The 22,968-nt window shown below is 59.8% G+C and carries 25 protein-coding genes; 7 read left to right on the forward strand and 18 right to left on the reverse strand.

Annotated elements, in window-relative coordinates; all coding sequences use genetic code 11:
- Positions 1-7: 7 nt before the first annotated feature.
- The 7 genes from JTJ32_RS22235 to JTJ32_RS22265 form a co-directional block, all read right to left on the reverse strand.
- Positions 8-793: an iron-containing redox enzyme family protein gene (locus JTJ32_RS22235; protein ID WP_210043297.1), complete on the reverse strand. Its 786-nt coding sequence runs from the start codon at positions 791-793 to the stop codon at positions 8-10.
- A 30-nt stretch (positions 794-823) separates the two neighbouring features.
- Positions 824-3,286 carry an EAL domain-containing protein gene (locus JTJ32_RS22240; RefSeq protein WP_184320493.1) on the reverse strand — a complete coding sequence of 821 codons (2,463 nt, stop codon included), beginning with the start codon at positions 3,284-3,286 and terminating at the stop codon, positions 824-826.
- A gap of 123 nt (positions 3,287-3,409) precedes the next feature.
- The gene (locus JTJ32_RS22245) at positions 3,410-5,194 is read right to left on the reverse strand and encodes an ABC transporter ATP-binding protein (RefSeq protein ID WP_210043343.1); all 1,785 of its coding nucleotides are present in this window, start codon (positions 5,192-5,194) and stop codon (positions 3,410-3,412) included.
- A 34-nt stretch (positions 5,195-5,228) separates the two neighbouring features.
- The gene (locus JTJ32_RS22250) at positions 5,229-5,861 is read right to left on the reverse strand and encodes a DsbA family protein (protein WP_210043298.1); all 633 of its coding nucleotides are present in this window, start codon (positions 5,859-5,861) and stop codon (positions 5,229-5,231) included.
- A gap of 3 nt (positions 5,862-5,864) precedes the next feature.
- On the reverse strand, positions 5,865-6,815 hold the full coding sequence (trhO, locus tag JTJ32_RS22255) for an oxygen-dependent tRNA uridine(34) hydroxylase TrhO (RefSeq protein ID WP_210043299.1): 951 nt from the start codon (positions 6,813-6,815) through the stop codon (positions 5,865-5,867).
- Between the two features lie 171 nt (positions 6,816-6,986).
- The gene (locus tag JTJ32_RS22260; RefSeq protein ID WP_099229226.1) at positions 6,987-7,280 is read right to left on the reverse strand and encodes a BolA family protein; all 294 of its coding nucleotides are present in this window, start codon (positions 7,278-7,280) and stop codon (positions 6,987-6,989) included.
- A 12-nt stretch (positions 7,281-7,292) separates the two neighbouring features.
- Positions 7,293-7,820: a DUF2059 domain-containing protein gene (locus JTJ32_RS22265; protein WP_004884127.1), complete on the reverse strand. Its 528-nt coding sequence runs from the start codon at positions 7,818-7,820 to the stop codon at positions 7,293-7,295.
- Positions 7,821-7,989: 169 nt separating this feature from the next.
- Here JTJ32_RS22265 and JTJ32_RS22270 point away from each other — a divergent pair, with 169 nt between their 5' ends.
- Both JTJ32_RS22270 and JTJ32_RS22275 read left to right on the forward strand, forming a co-directional pair.
- Positions 7,990-9,384, forward strand: a complete 1,395-nt coding sequence (locus tag JTJ32_RS22270; protein ID WP_210043300.1) for a class II fumarate hydratase — start codon at positions 7,990-7,992, stop codon at positions 9,382-9,384.
- Entirely contained in the window at positions 9,377-9,991 is a 615-nt protein-coding gene (locus JTJ32_RS22275; RefSeq protein ID WP_210043301.1) for an NAD(P)H-dependent oxidoreductase, read from the forward strand. The genes JTJ32_RS22270 and JTJ32_RS22275 overlap by 8 nt, the downstream gene beginning before the upstream one ends.
- Positions 9,992-9,997: 6 nt before the next feature.
- Here JTJ32_RS22275 and JTJ32_RS22280 read toward each other — a convergent pair whose 3' ends face one another.
- Together JTJ32_RS22280 and JTJ32_RS22285 are read right to left on the reverse strand one after the other, a co-directional pair.
- Entirely contained in the window at positions 9,998-10,957 is a 960-nt protein-coding gene (locus JTJ32_RS22280; RefSeq protein ID WP_099229229.1) for a DMT family transporter, read from the reverse strand.
- A 97-nt stretch (positions 10,958-11,054) separates the two neighbouring features.
- Positions 11,055-11,660, reverse strand: a complete 606-nt coding sequence (locus JTJ32_RS22285; RefSeq protein WP_210043303.1) for a tRNA-uridine aminocarboxypropyltransferase — start codon at positions 11,658-11,660, stop codon at positions 11,055-11,057.
- Positions 11,661-11,867: 207 nt separating this feature from the next.
- Here JTJ32_RS22285 and JTJ32_RS22290 point away from each other — a divergent pair, with 207 nt between their 5' ends.
- Complete coding sequence (locus tag JTJ32_RS22290) at positions 11,868-12,182, forward strand: acyl carrier protein (protein WP_099229231.1); 315 nt, start codon at positions 11,868-11,870, stop codon at positions 12,180-12,182.
- A gap of 90 nt (positions 12,183-12,272) precedes the next feature.
- Here JTJ32_RS22290 and JTJ32_RS26550 read toward each other — a convergent pair whose 3' ends face one another.
- A complete protein-coding gene (locus JTJ32_RS26550) occupies positions 12,273-12,395 on the reverse strand; it encodes a PA1414 family protein (protein WP_143518980.1) in 123 nt (40 codons plus the stop codon).
- A 176-nt stretch (positions 12,396-12,571) separates the two neighbouring features.
- The gene (gene rmuC, locus JTJ32_RS22295) at positions 12,572-13,936 is read right to left on the reverse strand and encodes a DNA recombination protein RmuC (protein WP_210043344.1); all 1,365 of its coding nucleotides are present in this window, start codon (positions 13,934-13,936) and stop codon (positions 12,572-12,574) included.
- A gap of 780 nt (positions 13,937-14,716) precedes the next feature.
- Between rmuC and JTJ32_RS22300 the strand changes: the two genes are divergently transcribed.
- The 4 genes from JTJ32_RS22300 to JTJ32_RS22315 all read left to right on the forward strand — a co-directional run bounded on the left by JTJ32_RS22300 (position 14,717) and on the right by JTJ32_RS22315 (position 17,920).
- Positions 14,717-15,022 carry a hypothetical protein gene (locus JTJ32_RS22300; RefSeq protein WP_099229233.1) on the forward strand — a complete coding sequence of 102 codons (306 nt, stop codon included), beginning with the start codon at positions 14,717-14,719 and terminating at the stop codon, positions 15,020-15,022.
- Positions 15,023-15,505: 483 nt separating this feature from the next.
- A complete protein-coding gene (locus JTJ32_RS22305; RefSeq protein ID WP_083184807.1) occupies positions 15,506-15,730 on the forward strand; it encodes a hypothetical protein in 225 nt (74 codons plus the stop codon).
- Between the two features lie 276 nt (positions 15,731-16,006).
- The gene (locus JTJ32_RS22310; RefSeq protein ID WP_099229234.1) at positions 16,007-16,486 is read left to right on the forward strand and encodes a hypothetical protein; all 480 of its coding nucleotides are present in this window, start codon (positions 16,007-16,009) and stop codon (positions 16,484-16,486) included.
- 159 nt (positions 16,487-16,645) lie between these two features.
- A complete protein-coding gene (locus JTJ32_RS22315; RefSeq protein WP_210043345.1) occupies positions 16,646-17,920 on the forward strand; it encodes an OmpP1/FadL family transporter in 1,275 nt (424 codons plus the stop codon).
- A gap of 128 nt (positions 17,921-18,048) precedes the next feature.
- Here JTJ32_RS22315 and JTJ32_RS22320 read toward each other — a convergent pair whose 3' ends face one another.
- The 7 genes from JTJ32_RS22320 to cobU all read right to left on the reverse strand — a co-directional run bounded on the left by JTJ32_RS22320 (position 18,049) and on the right by cobU (position 22,967).
- The gene (locus JTJ32_RS22320; protein ID WP_099229236.1) at positions 18,049-18,600 is read right to left on the reverse strand and encodes a glutathione peroxidase; all 552 of its coding nucleotides are present in this window, start codon (positions 18,598-18,600) and stop codon (positions 18,049-18,051) included.
- 61 nt (positions 18,601-18,661) lie between these two features.
- Entirely contained in the window at positions 18,662-18,784 is a 123-nt protein-coding gene (locus tag JTJ32_RS26555; RefSeq protein ID WP_257108943.1) for a hypothetical protein, read from the reverse strand.
- The gene (locus JTJ32_RS22325; protein ID WP_099229237.1) at positions 18,781-19,989 is read right to left on the reverse strand and encodes an MFS transporter; all 1,209 of its coding nucleotides are present in this window, start codon (positions 19,987-19,989) and stop codon (positions 18,781-18,783) included. The genes JTJ32_RS26555 and JTJ32_RS22325 overlap by 4 nt, the downstream gene beginning before the upstream one ends.
- A 105-nt stretch (positions 19,990-20,094) precedes the next feature.
- A complete protein-coding gene (locus JTJ32_RS22330; protein WP_210043304.1) occupies positions 20,095-20,826 on the reverse strand; it encodes an adenosylcobinamide-GDP ribazoletransferase in 732 nt (243 codons plus the stop codon).
- Position 20,827: 1 nt separating this feature from the next.
- Positions 20,828-21,400 carry an alpha-ribazole phosphatase family protein gene (gene cobC / locus JTJ32_RS22335; RefSeq protein ID WP_099229239.1) on the reverse strand — a complete coding sequence of 191 codons (573 nt, stop codon included), beginning with the start codon at positions 21,398-21,400 and terminating at the stop codon, positions 20,828-20,830.
- The gene (gene cobT / locus JTJ32_RS22340; protein ID WP_210043305.1) at positions 21,397-22,449 is read right to left on the reverse strand and encodes a nicotinate-nucleotide--dimethylbenzimidazole phosphoribosyltransferase; all 1,053 of its coding nucleotides are present in this window, start codon (positions 22,447-22,449) and stop codon (positions 21,397-21,399) included. The genes cobC and cobT overlap by 4 nt, the downstream gene beginning before the upstream one ends.
- Positions 22,446-22,967, reverse strand: a complete 522-nt coding sequence (gene cobU / locus JTJ32_RS22345) for a bifunctional adenosylcobinamide kinase/adenosylcobinamide-phosphate guanylyltransferase (protein ID WP_099229241.1) — start codon at positions 22,965-22,967, stop codon at positions 22,446-22,448. Before cobU ends, cobT begins: the two co-directional genes overlap by 4 nt.
- Between the last annotated feature and the right edge of the window lies 1 nt (position 22,968).

Below are 22,968 nucleotides of genomic sequence, written 5' to 3' on the forward strand. Positions count from 1 at the left end.
GGGCCGGTCAGGCCTGCTCGGCCATGGCGCGCTCACGCGTCGGCTTGACCTTTTCAAGCTGCATACAGCGTTCCAGGAAGAGATACATGTAGTCGTAGCTCTTGGTGGCGGCCTGACGCAACTCGTTCTGCAACTGCACACCGGGATTATTGCCCACCAGCGTGCAGATGATTTCCAGTGCCTCCCAAGGGTGCGCGTCATCGTACTGCGCATGCATCTTGAGCCATTTCATGGCTTTTTTGCGGGTCTCGTCAGGGAACGCCTCGGCATAAGCGCCGGTGGAACAGACCACGGCCGACCACTCCCCCGTCGCCCCTTCGATTGCGTAGTTGGTCGCAGCCATCGCGACGGCCAGAGAATCCGAAGAACTGGTCTGCCAGCACCAGTGGCTGAGCGCATGCAATTCGGGTGAAACCTGTTGGGCATGCAAATCATCCAGCGACACGTCATGCGCAGCACACCAGTTCACCCAGTAATCGGCATGGTTGAGTTCTACGCGGATGTTACGCATCAGCCAGCGACGCGCCATGTCTTCACCCGGATGGCGACCGAAACGGGTCTTGGTCAGGTTCTTGGCCATGTAAACGGCAAACTGCTCGACCACGGGCCAGCCGCCAATCAGGTAATGACGCATGATTCGGGGACTGAGCGTTGCATCACGCATTTTCTGATAAAGCTCGTGCTCGACCACACGCGCCTTGGCGGCACTGCAGTCCTTGATCAACTTCTGCGCCCATGCCGGATAACTACTGGCTTCCATGAGCGGACCGGTTCTATTGAAAGTGTCGATCACTGTGTAGCTCCTTGTCGTGACTTATACGGTTTAACTGAACGTTCCCGGCGAGTGGAACATGACAGGGTCGGGTCGTACGGGATGGGTATAAAGACTTTCACAGGTCAACAACTCAGGACGCCCGATCAAATACCCCTGAGCAAAATCCACGCCTATTTCCTCCAGCGCGGCTTCAATCTGCGGTGTTTCCACAAACTCTGCAATCGTGCGCTTACCCATGACATGACCGATATTATTGATAACCTCGACCATGGCTCGATTGATCGGGTTGTCGAGCATGTCCCTGACGAAACTTCCGTCGATTTTCAGAAAGTCGACCGGCAGATGTTTGAGGTAGGCAAACGACGACATGCCCGAGCAGAAATCATCCAGTGAAAACAGACAACCGAGCGACTTCAATTCATTGATGAAGCGAATGGCGCTTCCCAGATCGGCAATGGCACTGGTCTCGGTGATTTCAAAACAGATCATTTCGGGAGCCACTCCGAACAGTCTGAATTGCGATTTCAAATAGTCGAGGAATGCATCGTCACCAATACTCGATCCGGACAGATTGATCGCGCACATGGCCTGTGGCGCCTGATGCCGTTGATCGTTGTTGCACCTGGCTATGACCTGAAAAACGTTGTGGACGACCCACCGATCAAGTGTAGTCATCAATCCATAGCGCTCGGCGGCGGGAATGAAACTGTCGGGCGCAACCATCCGTCCCGACTCGTCGCGCAGGCGCAACAGAATCTCGATATGCCTGACGCCATCGCCAGGTTGTCTGATCGATGCGATTTCCTGCGCAAACAGACAAAAGCGATTTTCATCCATCGCAATGTGCAGTCTCTGGATCCACGCCATCTCGCCGGAACGTATCGACAGCGCAGTGTCGTCGGAACGGTATACCTGAACCCGGTTGCGCCCTTTCTCCTTGGCCATGTAGCACGCCATGTCGGCGGCACAGAGCGACGCTTCCAGCGTTACAGGGGCGTCACCCAGGTGCACAAGACCAATACTGACCGTGGTCACGAACGGTCGGCCCTTCCACATGAAATGCAGGTTCTGCACGATCTGGCGCAGGTTTTCGGCGATCTCGTGAGCCCTGTCTACGGAACAGTCGGCCAGCAGTACCCCGAACTCGTCTCCGCCCAGCCGCGCCAGCGTGTCGCCATCGCGCAGGCCCTGCGGCAGCGCCTTGCAGATATGACGCAGCAACTCGTCGCCCGCAGCGTGCCCGCTGGTGTCGTTGACCAGTTTGAACTGATCGAGATCCAGGAACATCAGGCAATGGCTGCCAGACTCAGACTGGGCGACGTTAAGGACCTGCTGCAGGCGGTGCTCGAACTCACTGCGGTTGACCAGCCCGGTCAACGCGTCATGGGCCGCCTGCCACGACAGGTTGGCGATGTACTGCCGCTCCTGCGTCATGTCGTGCAGGACCAGCACTGCGCCACTGACCGAGCCGTCCGTGTAGATTGGCGAACCGACCAGCGCCACGGATACCGTACTGCCGTCGAGCCGCTGGATGAGCTTGCTGTTGGCGCTTCCGCCCTTCAGCTTGCCGCCAAGGATGTGCTCGATCAGCGTCGAGCTGTCACGCTGATCGTTTTCGTCCAGCAGGTTGAACAGCGCCGCCAGCGGCAATCCGTTGGCCTGCGCGTTTTTCCAGTGCGTCAGCCCTTCAGCAGCCGGGTTCATGTAGATGATCGCGCCCTTGACGTCGGTGGTGATCACACCGTCGCCAATCGACTCCAGCGTGATCTGCGCCCGCTCGCGCTCCAGTTGCAAGGCATCGGCGAACAGCCGTCGCTGGGCGATGAGTTTGCGCACGCGCCAGAACGCCAGCAGGATCAAAACGAACGCCGTGACCAGATTGATCACCACCAGCAGCTTGAGAATGAATCGCGAGCCTTCTCCCAATGCGTCGCTGAACGCCTTGGCAGCCGGAGCCACGCCCTCATTGATCGCCTTGATCCGGGTGCGCCATTGCTCGACCTCACCTGGTGTGACGCCCCCTGCGCGGACCCGGTCGTGAATCTCTCCGGCCAGCGTGTCAAGCTGCATCAGATAGCTGTCACCGACCGTCCAGTGCTCAATGGCGGTTTTCATGAAGCTGAAATGGCGGAAATTGAGGTACATCCAGATGATGCCGGCTGCATCATCCGGGTGATTGCCGCCCTGGAGAATCCCTGCCCTGGCATCGGAGAGCGACGGAACGGGTCTGTTCAGTGCTTCGCGCAGGGCATGCCCGCCTTGCGGAACCGCAAAGGCTTCCTGGTACTTCAGATAGTCACTTTCCTCATGCCAGTTGGCATAAAGACCGAGGTAATGAATGGCGTCCTTCTGGCCCTTTGACCAGAGGCTCTCGCCTACCACATAGCTGCGCACCGCAGACATCGTATAGAGGCTGACACACCCCAACAGCGCCTGAAACAACGCCACCGCAATGAAGGGCCAGACGATGCCTGTCAGGCGAGGCTTGGGAAAGGTCCATGTCTGCTTCATGGGTTCGCGTCACCACAGGCCTGAAGGTTCGTTCAGGGCAAAGCCTAGGCTAAATCCGCCCATGATGGCAGGTCATTTTTTCGAAATTGACACAACGTTCGCGTAAATACGGGACGTAATGACTCAGATTTGTTGCAGATGACCGTACAGCTTGGCGTAAAGGCCACCATCGGCGATCAGTTGCTGATGCTCGCCATCTTCGGCAATGCGTCCGCCGTCGAATACCAGAACGCGGTCAGCCTGTTTAACAGCCGAAAGACGGTGGGCGATGATCAGGGTGGTGCGGCTGCGCAGAAAGCGCGCCAGCGCTTGATGAAGGTTGTATTCGGTGGCGGCATCCAGCGCCGAGGTCGCTTCGTCGAGAATCACCACCTTGGGATCGGACAACACCATGCGGGCAATCGCCATGCGCTGACGCTGCCCGCCGGACAGACGAACCCCGGAACGCCCCACGACGCTATCCAGGCCATCGGGCAATTCGCGAATCGCGGGTTCCAGTTGCGCCACGTCCAGCGCCCGCCAGCAGGCCTCGTCGGAACAATCGCGACCCATGGTCAGGTTGGCCCGGACAGTGTCGTTGAACAGCGCCGGGTGCTGCAGAACCACCGCCACGTTCTCGCGTACCCGCTCCAGACCGATTTCCTGCTGAGTGGCGCCGCCAAAGCGGATCGAGCCGCTCTGCACGGCATACAAACCCAGCAAGAGTTGCACCAGCGTACTTTTGCCGCCGCCACTGGCGCCCACAATTGCCACTTTTTCGCCCGGTGCGATGGTCAGATTCAACTGGTCCAGCACCAGATCCTCGCCGTAACCGAAGCTGACGCCACGCACCTCGATACCCACGGTCTCCTGCCCTTCGAACGGATCGACGCTGCCCACGTATTGAGGCTCGTCGCCACGAGCAAGGAGCTCATTGATTCGCGTCAGCGCACCACCGGCCGCGTAATAGGCGTATTGCAGGTTCAGCAACTGCTCGACAGGCGTCATCATGAACCACAGGTAACTGAACACCGCGAGCATCTGGCCGATGGACAGGTCCGAGAACAGCACCGTGAGCATGGCAGCGGCGCGAAAGATGTCGATACCGAACTGAAACAGCAACCCGCTGGCACGCCCGGAAGCATCGCTTTTCCATTGCGAGTTGATGGCGTAATCGCGCACTTCCTGAGCTTTCACGCCCAGCCTACCGAGAAAAAAGCCCTGACGATTGCCGGCACGCACTTCCTGAATCGCATCCAGGGTTTCGGTCAGGGCCTGAGTGAAGCGCGAGGTGCTGTCGTTTTCCAGCTTCTTCAGGTGCTTGACCCGCTTGCCGAGTTTTACCGTGACAAAGATCACCAGCGGGTTGAACAGCATGATCAGCAGCGCCAGCTTCCAGTGCATCCACATCAGGATGCCCGCCGTGCCCGCCAGGGTCAGGGTCGCCACCAGAAGCCGACTCAGGGTCTCGCCAACGAACTTGTCCAGCGTGTCGAGATCGGTGACCAGATGCGTGGTGACCATGCCACTGCCCAGACTTTCGTATTCACGCAGGGAAATGCGTTTGAGCCGCTCGATGAGGCGCAACCGGATGCGGTAGACAATGTCTTTGGCCAGTCGGGCGAACAGCCGCGCCTGCAGCACGTTGAACAGCAAGGCCCCGACGCGTAGAACCAATGTCAGCAACAGCATCAGCCCGATGTAGCCGACCGCCTTCTGCAAACTGTCGGGCAACAGGTGATCCATGAGCTTGAGCGCCGCGTCGCCACGCCCCAGCAACACTTCATCCACCAGCAAGGGCAACAGCAACGGGATCGGCACGCTGCACAGGGTTGCCAGTATCGCAACGCCGTTGGCGATCCACAGGGCCTTCTTGTGACGCAGGGCAAGCCGGCGAATCTCGGCCCAACTCAACGCATCATGTCGCAAGCCTTCGGGTTTCGGCGAATGACCCGTCGAATCATCAAGCACTGGCCGCACGCTCCAGCCATCGGCCGAGCAACGGCGACAGTTCGCTCAGAGATTGATAACCGTTGGTCAACAGGGCCAGTTGGCCGTTACGCTCGGCCAGCAGCGTTGGAAAACCGGCGATACCCAGATCCTGCGACCAGCCAAAGTCGGCTGCCGTGGCGGCCTGCTGCTCGTCGCTGTCGAACGCGTCGGCAAATTGCTGGCGGGAAAAGCCGGCCTGTTCGGCAAGCTCGGCCAGAACCGAAGGAAGCGTTACATCACGGCCCTGTCCATAAAACGCCTGCTGGATCAGCTTGACCAGTTCCCAGGCGCGCTCAGGCTCCAGAGACCGCGCCGCCGTGACCGCACGACAGGCGGGCGTGGTGTCGTAGACAAAGCCTTCCGGCAACGCGCCTTCGTACAGGAACGGCTGACCGGTGGCCTGCTCGACCGCCTGCCAGTGCTCAAGGATGTAGCGTCTTTTGGAGGCTTCCAGTGGCGAAGCCTCCGAACGCAGCCCGCCCATGACCAGATGCAGCGGCACACCTGCCGTCCGGGCCTGCTGCACCAGCGCATCAGCGACCGGAGCAAAGCCCCAGCACCACGAACACATGGGGTCCATGACATAGATCAGGCGGGCGGACATGGCTCAGGCCTCGGGCAGACGGTAATTGCGACCGATCGGATGGGGCTGGTTACGCGCCTTGGCCAGCTCGATCTGCTTCTGACGATCGATGGCACTGCGGCGGGTTTTCTCGCTCAGCGAGTCCCAGCAATGCGGACAGCTTACACCCGGCGAATAGTGCTCGCTCGCACGGTCTTCGGCGCTGATCGGAGTACGACAGGCATGGCACTGGTCGTAGTCACCTTCGGTCAGGTCGTGGCGTACGGTGACACGGTTGTCGAAGACAAAACAGTCACCGCGCCACTGGCTTTCTTCCTGCGGCACTTCTTCCAGGTACTTCAGGATGCCGCCCTTGAGGTGATAGACCTCCTCGAAACCTTCTCCCAGCATGTAGCTGGAGGCCTTTTCGCAGCGAATGCCTCCAGTGCAGAACATCGCGACCTTCTTGTGCACGGCCGGGTCGAAATGCGCCTTGATGTAGTGGGGAAACTCGCGGAAAGACGTGGTCTTGGGGTCGATTGCGCCTTCGAAGGTGCCGATGGACACTTCGTAGTCGTTGCGCGTATCGATCAACAAGACCTCCGGATCGGCGATCAGATCATTCCAGTCCCTGGGCTCGACGTAGGTGCCCACGGCCTTGTTGGGATCGACGCCTTCCACACCCAGCGTCACGATCTCTTTCTTGAGCTTGACCTTGGTGCGATAGAACGGCTGCTCTTCGCAGTACGATTCCTTGTGATCGATGTCGACCAGACGCGGGTCGCTGCGCAACCAGGCCAGCAGACCGTCGATGCCCTCACGGGTGCCGGACACCGTACCGTTGATGCCTTCATCGGCAATCAGCAGAGTGCCCTTGATGCCGTTATCGACCATGGCCTGAAGCAGCGGCTCACGGAACGCGACGTAGTCGCTGAGGGTGACGAATTTGTATAGCGCAGCCACGACGATCGGCTGACTGATCGACTGTTGTGTCATGTATCTCTCCAGGTGGCGACCCTCGCAAAGGGCCTACCGGACAAAAAAATCCGAACGAAAAAACGCACCGGCCATGCGGCGCGGTGCGGATTCTAGCAAAAACCGAGGATAGACAGGCACATCGGGTCGCCGATTTGAATCAACGACCCGACAGCCCGGGTCTCTGAATGCTCAGTGACCGCCGGCGCAGGTCGGCGATGCCGGTGCTGCGCCAGTCTTCGCCCATTCTTCAGGCGTGTAGGTGTGCAACGCCAGGGCATGAAACTCGCCCATAAGAGCACCCAATGTGGCGTACACCTTCTGGTGGCGCTTGACCGAGTTCAGACCTTGGAACTGGTCGCTGACCAGAATGGCCTTGTAGTGCGTCTGCTCGCCACGACTGTGCATGTGGCTCTCGTCCAGCACTTGCAGATGATGCGGCTGCAGCAGCGCCAGCGCCGACTCGATACGTGTTTGCATGGTCATGACGGGATCCGCTTAAGGCTTCTTGGCCGGCGCTGGAGCGGCTGCCTTGGCAGGTTCCAGTTCGGCGGTCATGTCGGCGAGCAGCTTGTTGACGACAGGCACCGCGCTTTCCAGCTTGCCCTGAGTCAGTTGGGCAGATTGCTGGGCCAGCTCAGGCATTTTGGTCATCACTTTCTTGCCCAGTGGGGACTGGTAGAACGCAACCAGGTCCTTGAGCTCGCTTTCGGTGAAGTTGGCGGTGTAGAGCTTGACCATTTCAGGCTTCAGCTTGTTCCAGCCAATGGCCTGGTCCAGCGCGGTGTTGGCCTTGGCCTGATAGGTTTCCAGCAGCGCCTTTTTCGAGGCCGGCGCCTTGGTTTCGGCGAAGCGCTGGGCAAACATCTGCTGTACTTGTGCGTACACCGGAGCACCCAGGCGATCGGCATTGGCAAGTTTCAGGAACGTTTCGGCGCTCGCGTTGTGACTGGCGGTATCGGCGAGGACCTGGCCACTGGCGCAGACCAGAACTACCGCGGTACAAATGGCACGAAGACGGGTCATCGAGTTTCCTTATCTAGCAGGCGAGGCAATACCTCAGGGCCGACCATTCTGCGCTTATACAGGCTTTTGGCTCAACCCCCGGTTCGCCGAGCGGTTAAAAAGCAATGATCGGGAACCCTGTCCGCATATGGACACCTAACGCTGCAATGCACTTAAAGGAGTAAGCACAGTGAGCCGCACAGAAACCGACAGCATCGGCCCGACCGAAGTCCCCGAAGACGCTTATTGGGGAGCCCAGACCCAACGCTCACTGATCAATTTCGCCATCGGCGATCAGCGTATGCCGCTGCCGGTATTGCATGCGCTCACCCTGATCAAGAAAGCCGCTGCGCGCGTGAACAACCGCAACGGTGACCTGCCTGCCGACATCGCCCGCCTTATCGAACAGGCCGCCGACGAAGTGCTGGACGGTCAGCACGACGCCCAGTTTCCGCTGGTGGTCTGGCAGACCGGCAGTGGCACGCAGAGCAACATGAACGTCAACGAGGTCATCGCCGGACGCGCCAATGAGCTGGCGGGTCAGGGTCGCGGCGGCAAATCGCCGGTCCACCCGAACGACCACGTCAACCGCTCGCAAAGCTCCAATGACTGCTTCCCCACAGCCATGCACATCGCGGCAGCACAAGCGGTGAAAGAAAAGCTGCTGCCTGCCATTGCCGAGCTGTCGGCAGGCCTCGCCGAACAGGCGGCCCGGCATATGAAGCTGGTCAAGACCGGCCGCACCCACATGATGGACGCCACGCCGATCACCTTCGGCCAGGAGCTGTCCGGCTTCGTGGCGCAACTGGATTATTCGGAAAAAGCCATTCGTGCCGCGCTCCCCGCAGTCTACGAATTGGCTCAGGGCGGCACCGCCGTAGGCACGGGTCTCAACTCGCCGAAAGGCTTTGCCGAAGCCGTGGCCGCTGAACTGGCCGCGTTGTCGGGCCTGCCATTTGTCACCGCGCCCAACAAATTTGCGGCGCTGGCGGGTCACGAAGCGCTCACTTCACTTTCCGGTGCCCTGAAGACTCTTGCTGGCACCTTGATGAAAATTGCCAATGACCTGCGTCTTCTGGGCTCCGGACCACGCGCAGGCCTGGCCGAAGTGAAATTGCCCGCCAACGAACCCGGCAGCTCGATCATGCCCGGCAAGGTCAATCCGACCCAGTGCGAGGCGCTGTCGATGCTGGCCTGCCAGGTCATGGGCAACGACGTGACGGTGGGTTTTGCCGCCAGCCAGGGCCACCTGCAACTCAACGTTTACAAGCCGGTCATCATTCACAATATTCTGCAATCGATCCGTTTGCTGGCTGACGGGTGCAGTAATTTCAACGAACACTGCGTTGTCGGCATGGAGCCGGATGCCGAGAAGATGGCCGAACACCTCGAACGCGGCCTGATGCTGGTCACCGCCTTGAACCCGCACATCGGCTATGACAAATCCGCACAGATCGCCAAGAAAGCCTACACCGAGGGGCTGACCCTGCGTGAAGCCGCACTGGCGCTTGGCTATTTGACGGACGAGGAGTTCGACGCCTGGGTACGTCCTGAAAAAATGCTCGAGGCAGGCAGCAATGGCTGACGCCAGAAGTGGCGCCACGCCGCTGGAAGGCAGCGGCAAACGCATTCTGATGGTCTATGGCACGCCCAAGACCATCAGCTTGTGCCATGCCCTCGCAGAAGCCTATACACAAGGCGCTCGCAGCGAAGGGCATGTGGTCCGGGTGTTGAAACTCGGGGAGCTGGATTTCGATCCGGTGCTGCACAGTGGCTATGAACAGAGCCAGACCCTGGAACATGACTTGCTTGAAGCCCAGCGGCAGATTCACTGGGCCGAGCATCTGGTGTTCGTTTATCCGGTCTGGTGGGGCGGCCTGCCTGCGCTGTTGACCGGCTTTTTCGACCGGGTGCTGACGCCGGGTTTTGCCTTCAAGGCCCACGGACGCAGGCATCCTTCAAACGAATTGCTCAAGGGCCGGACGGCGGAGCTGCTGGTGACCATGGACACCCCGCCCCGCTATTTCCACTGGATCTACGGCGCTCCAGCGCACCGGCAGATGATCCGCACCATTCTTGGCTTCTGCGGCATCAAGACCCAACGCCTGACCGAGTTCGCTCCGGTGCGCACCTCGACCGAAGAACAGCGGCAACAATGGCTTCATCAGGCAGTGGCGCTGGGCAAGCGCTGAAACGGGTCAAACTTGAGCCAACCTCGCCTTTCTCGCTTTCAATCCTTCAATCAGCGATGGCCCCAGCGCCGTGAGCGCCGACCCGAGGACCACCAGCAACGCGCCGCCGTAACCCAGCGCGTTGATCTCTTCGGCCTGAACATAGGTCGGCCACAACCAGGCGGCAATCGCCACTGATGCAAGGGTGATCAAGGGCGTCAGGGCCAGTGTCGCACTGACCCGCGAGGCTTCCCAGTGTGCCAGCGCTTCGGCGAAGGCACCGTAGGCGACCAGTGTATTAAGGCAGCAGGCCAGCAACAGCCAGCCCTGCAATGGGCTCAGTTGCAGCGCCTCGGCGGGATGCGCCCATGGCGTGATCAGCAGCGCGCAGAACAGGTAGATCACCATCATGACCTGCAACGAGTTCCACACCGTCAGCAGTTGTTTCTGGCTCAGCCCGTAAAAGGTCCAGACCACTGACGCCATGATCACGATGAGGACGCCCAGGGTATAGTCGCCCAGCGAGGTGAGCAGCTCGACGAGACGCTGATTGAAGAACAGCCCGAAGCCGATCAGCAGTATCGCCAGGCCAATGCCCTGCCCCAGGCTGAAGCGTTCCTTGAACAGAAAGATACTGCTGATCAGCAATAGGATCGGGCCGATCTGAATCAGCAGTTGCGTCGTACCGGGGCTGAGCATGCGCAGCCCGACCAGATACAACATGTAGTTGCCCACCAGCCCCAATACCGCCAGCACGACCAGCACCTTGCCCTTGCGGCCGAGCAACCTGAAGCTGGGCAGACGCTTGACCGAGGCCAGCCAGACAAACAGCAGAGAGCCAGACACCAGCAACCTGAACCAAGTGACGGTGACCGGGTCCATCGCCTGCAGAACCTGTTTGAGTTTGACGGGCAAGATGCCCCAGAGCAGCGCGGTCAACAACGCAAGGCAAAGGCCATACACCCAGCGGCCAGAAGAAATATGCATCACAGGTTCCGAAACAAGGCAGGACAAGGCCTTCATTCTAGGCGCTGATCCGCAAAGCGACAGTTACAGCTGCGGAGCGTTATCGACACAAAGTGTTTTACTCACGACTGGCGCCCCCATGGTTGCGCTGGTAGGTCTCGTTGCCCATGGCCCGAATCTGCCCGTCTATCAAGGCATCGAACGGTGTGAGCAGCGCCTCGAAGGACGCAGGCGCCTCCAGTGTCTGCAGGGCATGGACAATCGCCTCCAGCGTCGACAGGGCATCCGGTCCGGGCGCCTTGCGCAATCGGTAGCGCGAAACCGGTACTTCGCCAAGCGTCACACGCGGCAGCGCAGCCAGCAACGGATTGAGGTGCAGCAACTTGCGCGCCTTGCGCCAGGTGCCGTCAGGCACCACCAGCAGCGTCGGCAGCGTCTCGGTCTGTCCGGCTGTCAACCGTTGCGCGGCATCGCCCGGAAACAGCAGCCGAGGCTGATAACCGGGCAGACTGAGCAATGCTTCGAGGTCTTCGAACACCTCGCCTATCCTGAGCTGTGCATTGCTCAACCCGAGCGCTGCGAGGCGTGCCGTGTTCAGCGCGTGCTTCGCTTCGTCCGGGTGCTGCAGGATGAGCACGCGGGTACGACTGTCCAAGTGCGGAATCATTGCGCAGAGGCAGTGCGCATCAGGGCGCAGGCAACGTTCACATCGGCTTCGGGGCATCACTTGTACAACTCGCTGACAAGACTGGCAGACCACACGACAGGCCGGGCATGCCGTCTGTCGCGCAACGCGACAGTTTAAACAACTCGTCAACATTACGCCGGGCTATCAGCGGCTGCGCTTGGGATTTGAGCTAGCCTCAATGCACAGGGCTGGTGACATGAAGTCCCCCTGCTTGGATCATAACGATCAATATCAGGGGTTGTCATGAGTCGCGAGGAGATCAAACAGAGAGTACTGGATGCGCTGGGCGTGATCCTCGTGGACAAGGCCGAGATTCGCGACGACGCCACGTTCAAGGACCTGAGACTGGATGACGAAGACGTAGACGAACTGTTCGCTCAACTGGGCGGCGAGTTCAATTTCGAATTTCCCGACTTTATTCGCAAACGCGCCCTGAACAAACCCGAGCACCTTTCATTGCCCATGGTGGTAGACCTGATTCTGTTGATGCAGCAGGAGTCTTCGCCGGACGGTGATAACCAGACGAAAAAACGCCGTCGTACCCCTTCGCGACATTGATTGATAGCGTGGTTTCATGTCGGGACGCGGGCGCGCCCCGATGCAATGGCATTGTTGTGCTGTCCTTGCGACAGCACGAGCCGGTACAGCTTATCGGCGCGGGCGGCGACGTGTGTCGTTCGTGCGAACCGGAATGGGCTGCAGCTTTGGTCGTTCGATCAGACCCAGCGCAACACCCAGATCATGGAGCCATTCTTGCAGTTTGCTGTTCATAAAGCCCCCTTCAGGGAAAACACGGCAACCAACCTGTGCTGATCACTCAATAGAGATCATAGAAGCATCCGTTCGGTTCGCCGAGCGTTACGGAAAACAATTTTCCCGATATGGGCAATGTGACAGCTGCGGGAAATTCCTTCTAGTCTTTGCGACGGACGGACACCGACATTTTCTTATTCAGGCAAACGGACCAGACCTTCTTCGTCGGTCATCGCCCGCTCAAGCAGATCGGGCGGCAGGCTTTTACTGGCACGCGCCCCCAACAGCTTCAACTGTTCACTGCGACTGACCAGATTCCCGCGCCCTTCCGTCAGCTTGTTACGAGCGGCCGAATAGGCCTTGTCCAATTGCTGAAGACGATTGCCCACCTCGTCAAGATCCTGAATGAACAGCACGAACTTGTCGTACAGCCAGCCGGCACGTTCGGCGATCTCGCGGGCATTCTGACTCTGGCGCTCCTGCTTCCACAGGCTGTCGATCACCCGCAGCGTGGCCAGCAGCGTCGTGGGGCTGACAATCACGATGTTACGGTCGAAGGCTTCCTGAAACAGGTTCGGCTCGGCCTGCAGCGCGGCGGAAAAGGCGGCTTCGATCGGCACGAAGAGCAACACGAAATCCAGACTGTGCAGTCCTTCAAGGCGCTTGTAATCCTTGCCCGAAAGACCTTTGACATGATTGCGCAGAGACAGGACGTGTTGCTTGAGTGCGGCCTGTCCGATGACCTCGTCATCTGCCGAAACGTATTGCTGATAAGCCGTCAGACTGACCTTGGCGTCCACCACCACCTGCTTGTCGCCCGGCAGCATGATCAGCACGTCAGGCTGAAACCGTTCGCCATCCGGCCCCTTGAGGCTGACCTGGGTCTGATACTCGCGCCCTTTCTCGAGCCCTGCATGTTCCAGCACTCGCTCGAGGATCAACTCCCCCCAGTTCCCTTGAGTCTTCTGCCCCTTGAGTGCGCGCGTCAGGTTAGTGGCCTCGTCGCTCAGGCGCAGATTGAGCTGTTGAAGGCGCTCCAGCTCCTTGGCCAGCGAGAATCGCTCACGGGCTTCATTCTGATAGCTCTCTTCAACGCGCTTTTCAAACGACTGAATACGCTCTTTCAAGGGCGTCAACAATTGCCCCAACTGGTGCTGGCTGGTTTCGGCGAAGCGCTGCTCGCGCTCATCGAAAATCTTGCCCGCCAGTTCCGCGAATTGGGCACGCAATTCGTCACGAGAACCCTGAAGGTCCGTCAGCCGCTGCTGATGGCTGTCCTGCTGCTCACGCAATTCGGCACCGAGCGCCGCGCATTGCGCATCCAGGCGACGCAACTCGGCTTCCTTGATGGCGCGCTCCTGGTTCAGGCCCTGAGCAACATCGCGGGCATTATCGGATTCCTGCCGCAACAACTCGACTTCCCGACGCAAGGCCGCAAGGTCAGCCTGCTTGGCGGCGTTGGCCTGACTCAGATCGCTGATCTCGTCACGGCTGGCGTCCAGTTGCGCATTGAGGCCGTCCAGAGCCATCTGCGCCATGCTCAGGCGCTCGTCCAGCAAGGCGGTATCGGCATCACGACGTGTGAGACGGCGTTGCAGCTGCCAGACCCACGCCAGCAACGGCAACGCTGCAGCGCCAAGGCCAAACAACAGGCTGTTCAAGTCAAATGCCATAACGACTCCGTACGTGGCGAGTGAGTGCCAGCCGCATTATGCGTAAAGCGTTCAGAAAAATAGAGAGTGCATCAATGACGATGGAGCGGGCAGCAGTGACAGCGCCTCGGACAGCCATCGAGACCAGCGCCGGGCAAATAGGGGGGGCGAGATTCTACTCGCTTTTGGTGTCAGCGACACCCCCATTCTGTGTCGTTTCGGATCGGGACAATCCACAGAAGCTGTGGATAACTCAGTGGACAACACCCCTTTAACTCTCTCAAACGCAGGCAGAATGGGGCTTGCGCTCAAACTGACGATTTTTTCACCAGTTTAAAAAAACGATGTTTTTCATTGACTTAATAATTCACCATCAGAAATCAAACCCTTAGCGATGCATGTGACAGTGATGTGGCAGCTTGTGACGCTAATGTGCACAACTCTGAAACGACCGTATTTTCAAGCGTTTCAAATCCGTTGCAGAAGCCACCTGATTGCGACGTTTTCTCAATAAAACCGTGGCTCACAGGGCATTTTCTCAACACGCTGCATCACCCTCCGACGACCCGAGGGCGAGCCGGATCGCGTCTCTAAATCCTTGGGTGCGACAAAAGGCGTCCACTGTGGTCCAAACGAGCGCCGAGAACAGCGCGTCACGGCTCATGCCTCGATTATTGAAGGGACACGATGAAAGAAGTAGTGAAGTTCTTCGTGCTGCTGATGGCTGTCTGCATCACGGCGGTGGGTGCCAGCATCGTCTTGCCGCCGCCGGATGGCGCCGTTTTCGCCTACACCATTCTGCTGTCGGGTATCGCCGTTGCCCTGATCATCTGCAGTGACCTGAGCACGGGCCGCATCAACAACGTCGGCGATATCATGCGCGCCATCGAAAGTCGCACGTCCACACGCCTCACCATGGCAGCCTACGTGCTGGGCTGCTCGATGGTCGCCTGTGCCACGGTGCTGATCTATCGAATCTCGGGCCCTTGGTAACCGTTTATTTTTTGTGCACCCTTGCAATTCGCTTCGGGCTTGATTAGCATGGTCGCCGTTAGTACCAAGCTGAAAATCAATTCCGGTCGACAAGTCCCCCAGTTTCAGCTCTTTCCAAGGAAAGAGAATGCTGGCTACAAGGGATCGACCACCTCGATGGTTTCCAGGCATGACCCTTTCGCACATGTGAGCCATACCTTGGCGACAATGCAGTCACGGCTATCATGTTCTGCTTCAACCAGCCTGCAATTGATCAGGATCTTCACCCGGAGCGTCGAACCTTTGCTCCTGTTGTGTTGCCTGCCCTCCTAAGTACCTACCAGCCAGCCAGAGCGCCATACGATAAAGCGCGCTTCAATTGACTGTCTTGTTCCAGTCAGGTTCTCCGCCCAGCCAGGCTTTACCAATCACTGCCGGCCCGCGTTTACTGGAATCTTTATTTATGCACGGTATTGTTCCGTGTTGATTCAGGAAACACCTAACATGACTCACCATAACCAGACCCAACATGCCATTCATACGCTGACCAACGCATTCGCGCCCATGAATTGCCTGATCATGGCGGCCCGTAAAGGCTGCTTCAGCTTCACCATCGTCAACGAGCACGGCATCGCCCGCCATAGCGAGCGCCTGTACCCCGATCAATACGCCAGCGCCGAACCGCTGCAGGCCGTGATCGAGCGTACCCGTCAGGCCCTCACCGCCTAAAAGACGAACACAACACCGCAAGCCCCAAACCCCGCCCTCACCTGGCGGGGTTTTTTATTGCCCGGCATCCGGCGGCCCGCTCCGTCTGGCTAATCACCAACTGATCTATCTCTTTGATGGCAAGGCTGCAAACAATTTAAAAACAGACCTTTACGCTGCAAATTTGACACTACACTTCAACTCGGGCGACCTGAAGCCGCCCAGGGCAGCCCCCGCATCATTACCTCCGCCATGTAACAGGGGCAATCAGTCTCACATCCGAGCGCCGACAGTATTATGGGTATTGCAGCCATAGATTTATGCCGTCACGTCATCCGCCCGACCCTGACGTATCTGGATCGCCGAAGCCACCGTGCCGAATCCCTGCTGCTGGGCATTGCCGCCAGCCAGTCAGCACTCGGTGCCGCCCTGGACAGCCGCCGCGGGCATGGTCTCTACCGCATCCCGGAGCCCAGGCACCGGCAACTCTGGGATGACTATCTGGCATTGGACCCCGACCTCGCCAGCAGAGTCAGAGGCCTGGCCAGCCAGCACGCGTTCCTCAGCGGCCCGCACCTGGAACTGACCGTTAATCTGCGCTATTCGACCGCCATCGCCTGGATGATGATCGAAGCCGGAAACACCGTCCTGCCCGCCGAATACGATCCATTGGCAATGGCCAGAATCTGGAGAACTGTTTTTCAGCCGCAGGGACGGCTCAGAGACTTCGTCGCATGCTGGAATGCCAGTGTCGCACCTTTGTATTTGCCGGCATGAGGCCGACACCGGAATTCGAAGATCGGCAGTGTTCGCTGCAAGATAGATGGATTGTCCTACAAGAATAGCTCTAACTCGGGCTCTTCAGGCTATAGCGCGCCGTCGAAAATGTTGGTAATTTCCGCCCGGTGATCACAAGGAGTTCTAATAATGAAAACAATGACAAAAGTAATGAACAGGACAACACTGGGTCTGGCTATCGGTCTGGCTTCCTCTCAGCTCTTCGCTGCCGGCTTCGCACTCAACGAACAAAGCGTCAGCGGCATGGGCACCGGTTTTGCCGGTCGCTCCTCGTCTGCCGATGATGCAAGCACCGTTTTTGGCAACCCTGCCGGCATGTCCCGTCTCAAGCGCGAAGAAATCAGCGTGGGCGCGGCAGCCGTGATTGCCAAGACCGACATCGACAATGGCCGTGGAACCTTCGGTGGCAGCAACGACGGCGACATGGTCCCTGTCGTGGGCGTGCCCATGGGCTACTACGTCAAGCCGATCGATGATCACTGGGCATTCGGCCTGGGCATGTACGCCCCGTTCGGCCTCGTAACCGACTACGAAAGCGGCTTCGCCGGCCGCTACTGGGGCGACAAGAGTCACGTACAGGTCGTGACCCTCCAGCCGACCGTCAGTTACGCTTTCAATGACAAGGTATCCATCGGTTTCGGCCCCACGATCAACCGTATCGACGGCGAGCTGACCTCCTCCACCCTCAACGCCGCAACGCCGGGTCGTAACGACGGCAAGGTGAAGATCGAAGGTGACGACACCGCGCTGGGCTTCAATGTCGGCGTGCTGGTACAGGCCACTGACACCACGCGCCTGGGTCTGACCTACCACTCCAAGGTGGACTACAAGCTCAAGGGCAAGACCAAGGTAGAAGGCTCCGGCTTCGGTCCGTTCGGCGGCCAGAAATACGACGCCTCGCTGGACATCTCCACGCCCGAGTCGGTGGACTTCTCCATCACCCAGCAGATCGATGAAAACTGGACTGTCTACGCAGGCAGCACCTGGACCCGCTGGAGTCGTCTGTCCGACATCACCGTCAACAACGACGGCGTTCCCCCACAACTGGGTGGCTCTGCAGGCCCGATCGGTACCATCTCCGAAGAGCAGGACTGGCACGACACCTGGGCTCACGCCATCGGTGCTTCCTACAAGGTCAACAAGGAGTGGACACTGCGCACTGGCTTCTCCGTGGATCAGGCACCGACCAACAACGTCAATCGCTCTCCACGCATCCCGACCGGCGACCGCAAGATCGTCAGCTTCGGTGCTGGCTGGAGCCCGACCGACGATCTGACCATCGACGTGGCGTACTCGTACCTGCGTGAAGACGAAGCCAAGATCCGCAACAGCAGCGCCACCAAAGGCTCGTACAGCGCGGACTTCCGCAACACTGCGCACGGCATCGGCACCTCGGTTACCTATCGCTTCTGATAAACGACTAAGAACCGGCTGAAAAAAAAGCCCGCACATCCTCAGGGATGGCGGGTTTTTTGTTGTGCTCGGTAAAGGCTTTGCGTCTGATCTCGAACGACGCAGAGCGTCTCCTCATGCCGGCCACCTCAAGGCTTCGAAGCAATCGCCTTCTCGATCGCCGCAATCAGATCAGGATCATCCGGCTTGGTCATGCTCGAGAAATTGGCGACCACGTTGCCCTGGCGATCCACCACGTACTTATAGAAGTTCCAGCGCGGGGCGCTGCTCTGTTCGGCCAGCACCTTAAACAGGTGGGTGGCGTCATCGCCTCGCACAGCCTGCGGTTCGGTCATGGTGAAGGTTACGCCGTAATTGACGTAGCAGACCTTGGCGGTTTCTTCACCGTCCTTAGCCTCTTGCTTGAAGTCGTTGGAAGGCACACCCAGCACCTCAAGGCCCTGGCTCTTGTAGCGCTGGTTGAGTTCTTCGAGCCCTTTGAACTGGGGAGCGAAGCCGCAGAAGCTGGCCGTGTTGACCACCACCATCGGCTTGCCTGCATAGCGCTGGCACAGGTCGATGTTTTCCTTGGAGCGCAGCTTGGGCAGTTCCCCTTGCAGCAGTGCCGGGCAGTCGGCGGCCATGGCAGTGCCGCTCATGGCCAGCAGCAGGAAGGGAATCGATACAAAGCGAGTGTTCATCAAGGCGTCCCTGGAGTCGGTGGCTGTCTGCCGACACGCTACCGCAACGGACGCCTTCTGCCTAGCAAGCGCCCATGCCCAGTTGCAACGCGGCCAGCCCGACCTGCTGCCAGCCCCACCAGACGAGCGCCAGCACTGCGCCGCCAGATACAAGCGCCGCCAGCAAAGGCCAGTGCCGGCTCACGCGACACCTGCCTGCGCCTGCAACCGCGCCACAGGACGCTCACGCACCGGCCAGTTGAGGGCCGCCGCCAACAGGCTGAGCAGGATCGACACTTGCCAGATCAAGTCATAGCTCCCGGTATGGTCATACACCAGCCCACCCAGCCAGCCGCCGAGGAACGCGCCCAACTGGTGGAACAGGAAGACGATACCCCCGAGCATCGACAGGTTGCGTACCCCGAAGAGGGTCGCGACCGTACCGTTGGTCAGCGGCACTGTGGACAGCCACAACAGGCCCATTGCGACACCAAACAGGTAAGCGGTGGTCTGGCTGAGCGGAATCCACAGGAACAGCACGATCACAACGGCGCGCAGCAGATACAGCGTCGTCAACAGGCGCGGCTTGGACATGCGCCCCCCCAGCCAGCCCGCCGTGTAAGTACCGAAGATGTTGAACAGGCCGATTAGCGCCAGCACCGTGGTGCCGACCTTGGCGGGCAAATGCTGGTCGACCAGATAGGCCGGCAGGTGCACACCAATGAATACCACCTGAAAACCACAGACGAAAAAACCCAACGCCAGCAGCCAGAAGCCCGAATGCGAACAGGCCTCGCGCAACGCTTCACCCAGCGTCTGTTGAATGCCCACGGATTCGGTCGGCTTGTCCTTGAGCATGCCCACCAGCGGCAGGATCAGCGCCACCATCACACCCAGCACCATCAAAGCGCCGGACCAGCCCAGCCAACCGATCAGACCCAGCGTGCCGGGCAGCATCGCGAACTGGCCGAAAGAACCGGCAGCACTGGCGATTCCCATGCCCATGCTGCGTTTCTCGGCTGGCAAGGCCCGCCCGACGACGCCAAGGATCACGGAAAACGATGTGCCGGACAGACCGATGCCGATCAGCAGGCCCGCGCTCAGCGAAAGACTCAGCGGCGAATCCGCCATGCTCATGCACAGCAGGCCGACGGCATACAGCACACCGCCGACAAACACGACCCTGGCCGCGCCGAACCGATCGGCCAGCGCGCCGGCAAATGGCTGGGCCAGACCCCACATCAGATTTTGCAGGGCGATGGAGAACGCGAAGACCTCACGACCCCATCCGAAGTCTGCGCTCATGGGCGCGAGAAACAGACCGAAACCGTGCCGTGTGCCCAAGGAAAGCGCGAGGATCAGCGCACTCCCAAGCAGTATCCAGCCACTGGTACGCCAGACTGATGTCATTGTTCTCATGCTCCCTGAACGGAAATGCGTGGATATACCCGTAAATCGATAACGGCGAAATTACGCCTTGGTGCAAGAGCCTGTCAATCGGATATCAGCGGATGCTCAGAACAGCACCATCGCCAGCAGTACCACCACTTCGAGCAGTTCCAGCAGCGCGCCCGCCGTATCACCGGTAGTACCGCCCAGACGTCGGATCATCACCTGACGCAACCACAGAAAACAGGCGATCGAAGCCACCACAGCAGCCAGCCCCGACCAGCCCGCAAGCAGCACACAGGCCGCGCCGCTGACCAGCAGCACCTGACGTGCAGCGCCACGCGGCAAATGGTCGGCCAGCGCTTGCCCCAGACCACCGGCACGCACATAGGGCGTGCTGAGAAACAGACCCAGTATGGCACTGCGCCCAATCAGCGGTGCCGACAGCAATGCGATGCTGTGATGATTTTCGATCAGCGCCAGAATGGCGGTGAATTTGAGCAGCAGCACCAGCACCAGCGTGACCACGGCAATCGGCCCGCTGCGCGGATCTTTCATGATGGCCAGTGTTCGCTCGCGATCACCAAAGCCACCCAGCCAGGCATCGGCGCTGTCTGCGAGGCCGTCCAGATGCAATCCGCCACTGAGCAGCACCCAGGCACAAAGAAGCAAGGCAGCGTGCAGCATCAAGGGTGCACCGGCCAGCAATGCATTCAGGCTCATCAATACGATGCCGAACAGCACGCCCACCAGTGGATAGAACAACAGCGAGCGGCCGGTTTCTTCAGGCCTCGGCATGCCGGGCAAACGGATCGGAAAGCTGCCGAGAAATTGCAGGGCAATCCAGAACGGGAGCATCTCAGACCTCCGTCAACACGCCATGAGCGGCGACATCAATCGACAACAGAGCGCCATGCCCCACCACCACTTGCAGCAATTGTTCACGCGGCAAGCCACGCGCCTGGGCCAGCAAAAGGCGCATCACGCCACCATGGCTGACCAGCAGCACCCGCTCGCCGGTGTACCTGTCATGCAGACGTTGCACCGCACTCAGCACCCGTGTTGAAAAGTCGATTACACGCTCGCCATTGGGCGGTGTGAAGGCGTAAGGGTCGTTCCAGAACAGCCCCAGACCTTCGGCATCCGTTTCCATCAGTTGTGCAGGACTGTGACCCTCCCAGTCACCGAAATGCAGTTCCTGCAGTCCAGGCTCAAGCTCGATGGGCAGGGACAGGCGGCCGGCCAGCTCTTCAGAGAAACGCGCGCAGCGCTGCAAGGGTGAGCTGACGATTCGGTCCCAAGGCCCGGCTTCAGTGACGGCCGAGCGCATCTGCTGCCACCCCCGATCAGTCAGCGCATCGTCGATGCTGCCCCGCAGGCCGCCGCCCTGTTCGGTTTCACCATGGCGCAGCAAGTCCAGACGCAGGGTCATGCCGGGCGATCCGACACGCTGGCTTCGGCAAAGGTCGACATGCCGTTGTGCAGCGCACAGGCCATGCGCACCAAGGGGACGGCCAACGCAGCACCGCTGCCCTCGCCCAGTCGCAGACCGAGGTCGAGCAGTGGTTCGGCCTGGAGAATCTCCAGCACATGACGATGACCCGTTTCAGCGCCACGATGGCCGAACAACAGCCAGTTGCGGCACGACGGATTCAGGCGCACCGCCACCAATGCCGCCACACTGCAGATAAAACCGTCCACCAGCGCCACGATACCTTCCTGCGCGCAGGCCAGATAAGCGCCCGCCAACGCGGCAATCTCGAAACCGCCGAGGCTGAACAGGCTGTGCAGCGGATCGCCTGCATCCTCGGCGTGCAGCTTCAAGGCACGCTCGATGACCCGAGTCTTGTGTTCGATGCCTTCGGCGTTCAGGCCAGTGCCTGGGCCGACCAACAACTGAGCCGCACACTCCAGCATCGAACAGGCAACCGCACTGGCAGCGGTGGTATTACCGATGCCCATCTCGCCACCGATGAACAATTCGGTCCCTGCCGCCTTGGCGCGCAAGACGCTGTCGCGCCCGGCCTGCAACGCTGCCAGCCCCTGGTCGGCCGTCATGGCCGGCCCTTGGGCGAAATTGGCGGTACCTGCGCCCAGGTGTAAATGACGCACACCCGGCAGGTCCACCGGCAGAACCGTGCCCAGATCCACGACATCCAGCTGCGCCGAAAGCTGCTGCGCCAACACGCTGATGGCTGCGCCGCCATTGACGAAGTTGTGCAGCATCTGGCCGGTCACTGCCTGCGGATAAGCCGAAACGCCTTCAGCGACCACGCCGTGATCACCGGCAAAAATCGCGACCCACACCTGATCAGCCGCCGGACGCTCACGCCCCTGCAGACCGGCAAGCTGCACGGCCAGACGCTCCAATTGCGCCAGTGAGCCGGCCGGTTTGGTCAATTGTTGCTGACGGGCCAGCGCGGCTTCACGCATCGACGCGTCGATGGCTTGTGCGGGCTCGAGCCACCAGGCGTTACTCATAGCGCAGTTCCTTTCAAAGTCAGGGGCAAGCCCGCCACGGTCAGCACTACGCGCTGACAGCGTTCGGCCAAGGCTTGATGCAGGAGGCCGGCTTCGTCGACATAGCGACGGGTCAGCTCGCCGAGGGGCACAACGCCAAGTCCGGTTTCGTTACTGACGAAAATGACTTCGCCCGCAAGCGCTGCCACACAGTCGAGCAACGCATCACGCTCCTGCGCCAGACGCTCAGGGTTGTCGAGCATCAGCAGGTTGGTCAACCACAGGGTCAGGCAGTCCACCAGCAAACAGTGATCGGGCGCGGCATTGTCTCGCAGCACGCGTGCCAGCTCGACCGGTTCTTCCACCAATCCCCATTGCTCGGGGCGACGGGCGCGATGGCTGGCGACGCGCTGGTTCATCTCGCCGTCCAGCGGTTGACTGGTGGCGATGTAGGTCACGTTGAGGCCGCATTCCGCCGCCAGCTTTTCAGCCAGTCGACTCTTGCCGGAGCGCGCGCCCCCCAAAATCAGTTGCAGCATT

The sequence above is a fragment of the Pseudomonas alliivorans genome (genome assembly GCF_017826695.1).
Taxonomy (GTDB): Bacteria; Pseudomonadota; Gammaproteobacteria; order Pseudomonadales; family Pseudomonadaceae; genus Aquipseudomonas; species Aquipseudomonas alliivorans.

Excerpts from the sequence above, each read along its gene's own strand:
- JTJ32_RS22290 (WP_099229231.1), top strand. The coding sequence starts at position 11,868 with ATGAGTCGCGAGGAGATCAAACAGAGAGTACTGGATGCGCTGGGCGTG.
- cobC (WP_099229239.1), bottom strand. The coding sequence starts at position 21,400 with ATGACCCTGCGTCTGGACTTGCTGCGCCATGGTGAAACCGAACAGGGC.
- JTJ32_RS22260 (WP_099229226.1), bottom strand. The coding sequence starts at position 7,280 with ATGACCATGCAAACACGTATCGAGTCGGCGCTGGCGCTGCTGCAGCCG.
- JTJ32_RS26550 (WP_143518980.1), bottom strand. The coding sequence starts at position 12,395 with ATGAACAGCAAACTGCAAGAATGGCTCCATGATCTGGGTGTTGCGCTG.
- JTJ32_RS22310 (WP_099229234.1), top strand. The coding sequence starts at position 16,007 with ATGGGTATTGCAGCCATAGATTTATGCCGTCACGTCATCCGCCCGACC.
- JTJ32_RS22275 (WP_210043301.1), top strand. The coding sequence starts at position 9,377 with ATGGCTGACGCCAGAAGTGGCGCCACGCCGCTGGAAGGCAGCGGCAAA.
- JTJ32_RS22240 (WP_184320493.1), bottom strand. The coding sequence starts at position 3,286 with ATGAAGCAGACATGGACCTTTCCCAAGCCTCGCCTGACAGGCATCGTC.
- trhO (WP_210043299.1), bottom strand. The coding sequence starts at position 6,815 with ATGACACAACAGTCGATCAGTCAGCCGATCGTCGTGGCTGCGCTATAC.
- JTJ32_RS22305 (WP_083184807.1), top strand. The coding sequence starts at position 15,506 with ATGACTCACCATAACCAGACCCAACATGCCATTCATACGCTGACCAAC.
- JTJ32_RS22330 (WP_210043304.1), bottom strand. The coding sequence starts at position 20,826 with ATGCTCCCGTTCTGGATTGCCCTGCAATTTCTCGGCAGCTTTCCGATC.
- JTJ32_RS22325 (WP_099229237.1), bottom strand. The coding sequence starts at position 19,989 with ATGACATCAGTCTGGCGTACCAGTGGCTGGATACTGCTTGGGAGTGCG.
- JTJ32_RS22315 (WP_210043345.1), top strand. The coding sequence starts at position 16,646 with ATGACAAAAGTAATGAACAGGACAACACTGGGTCTGGCTATCGGTCTG.
- cobU (WP_099229241.1), bottom strand. The coding sequence starts at position 22,967 with ATGCTGCAACTGATTTTGGGGGGCGCGCGCTCCGGCAAGAGTCGACTG.
- JTJ32_RS22280 (WP_099229229.1), bottom strand. The coding sequence starts at position 10,957 with ATGCATATTTCTTCTGGCCGCTGGGTGTATGGCCTTTGCCTTGCGTTG.
- JTJ32_RS22300 (WP_099229233.1), top strand. The coding sequence starts at position 14,717 with ATGAAAGAAGTAGTGAAGTTCTTCGTGCTGCTGATGGCTGTCTGCATC.
- JTJ32_RS22250 (WP_210043298.1), bottom strand. The coding sequence starts at position 5,861 with ATGTCCGCCCGCCTGATCTATGTCATGGACCCCATGTGTTCGTGGTGC.
- JTJ32_RS22320 (WP_099229236.1), bottom strand. The coding sequence starts at position 18,600 with ATGAACACTCGCTTTGTATCGATTCCCTTCCTGCTGCTGGCCATGAGC.
- cobT (WP_210043305.1), bottom strand. The coding sequence starts at position 22,449 with ATGAGTAACGCCTGGTGGCTCGAGCCCGCACAAGCCATCGACGCGTCG.
- JTJ32_RS22285 (WP_210043303.1), bottom strand. The coding sequence starts at position 11,660 with ATGCCCCGAAGCCGATGTGAACGTTGCCTGCGCCCTGATGCGCACTGC.
- JTJ32_RS22265 (WP_004884127.1), bottom strand. The coding sequence starts at position 7,820 with ATGACCCGTCTTCGTGCCATTTGTACCGCGGTAGTTCTGGTCTGCGCC.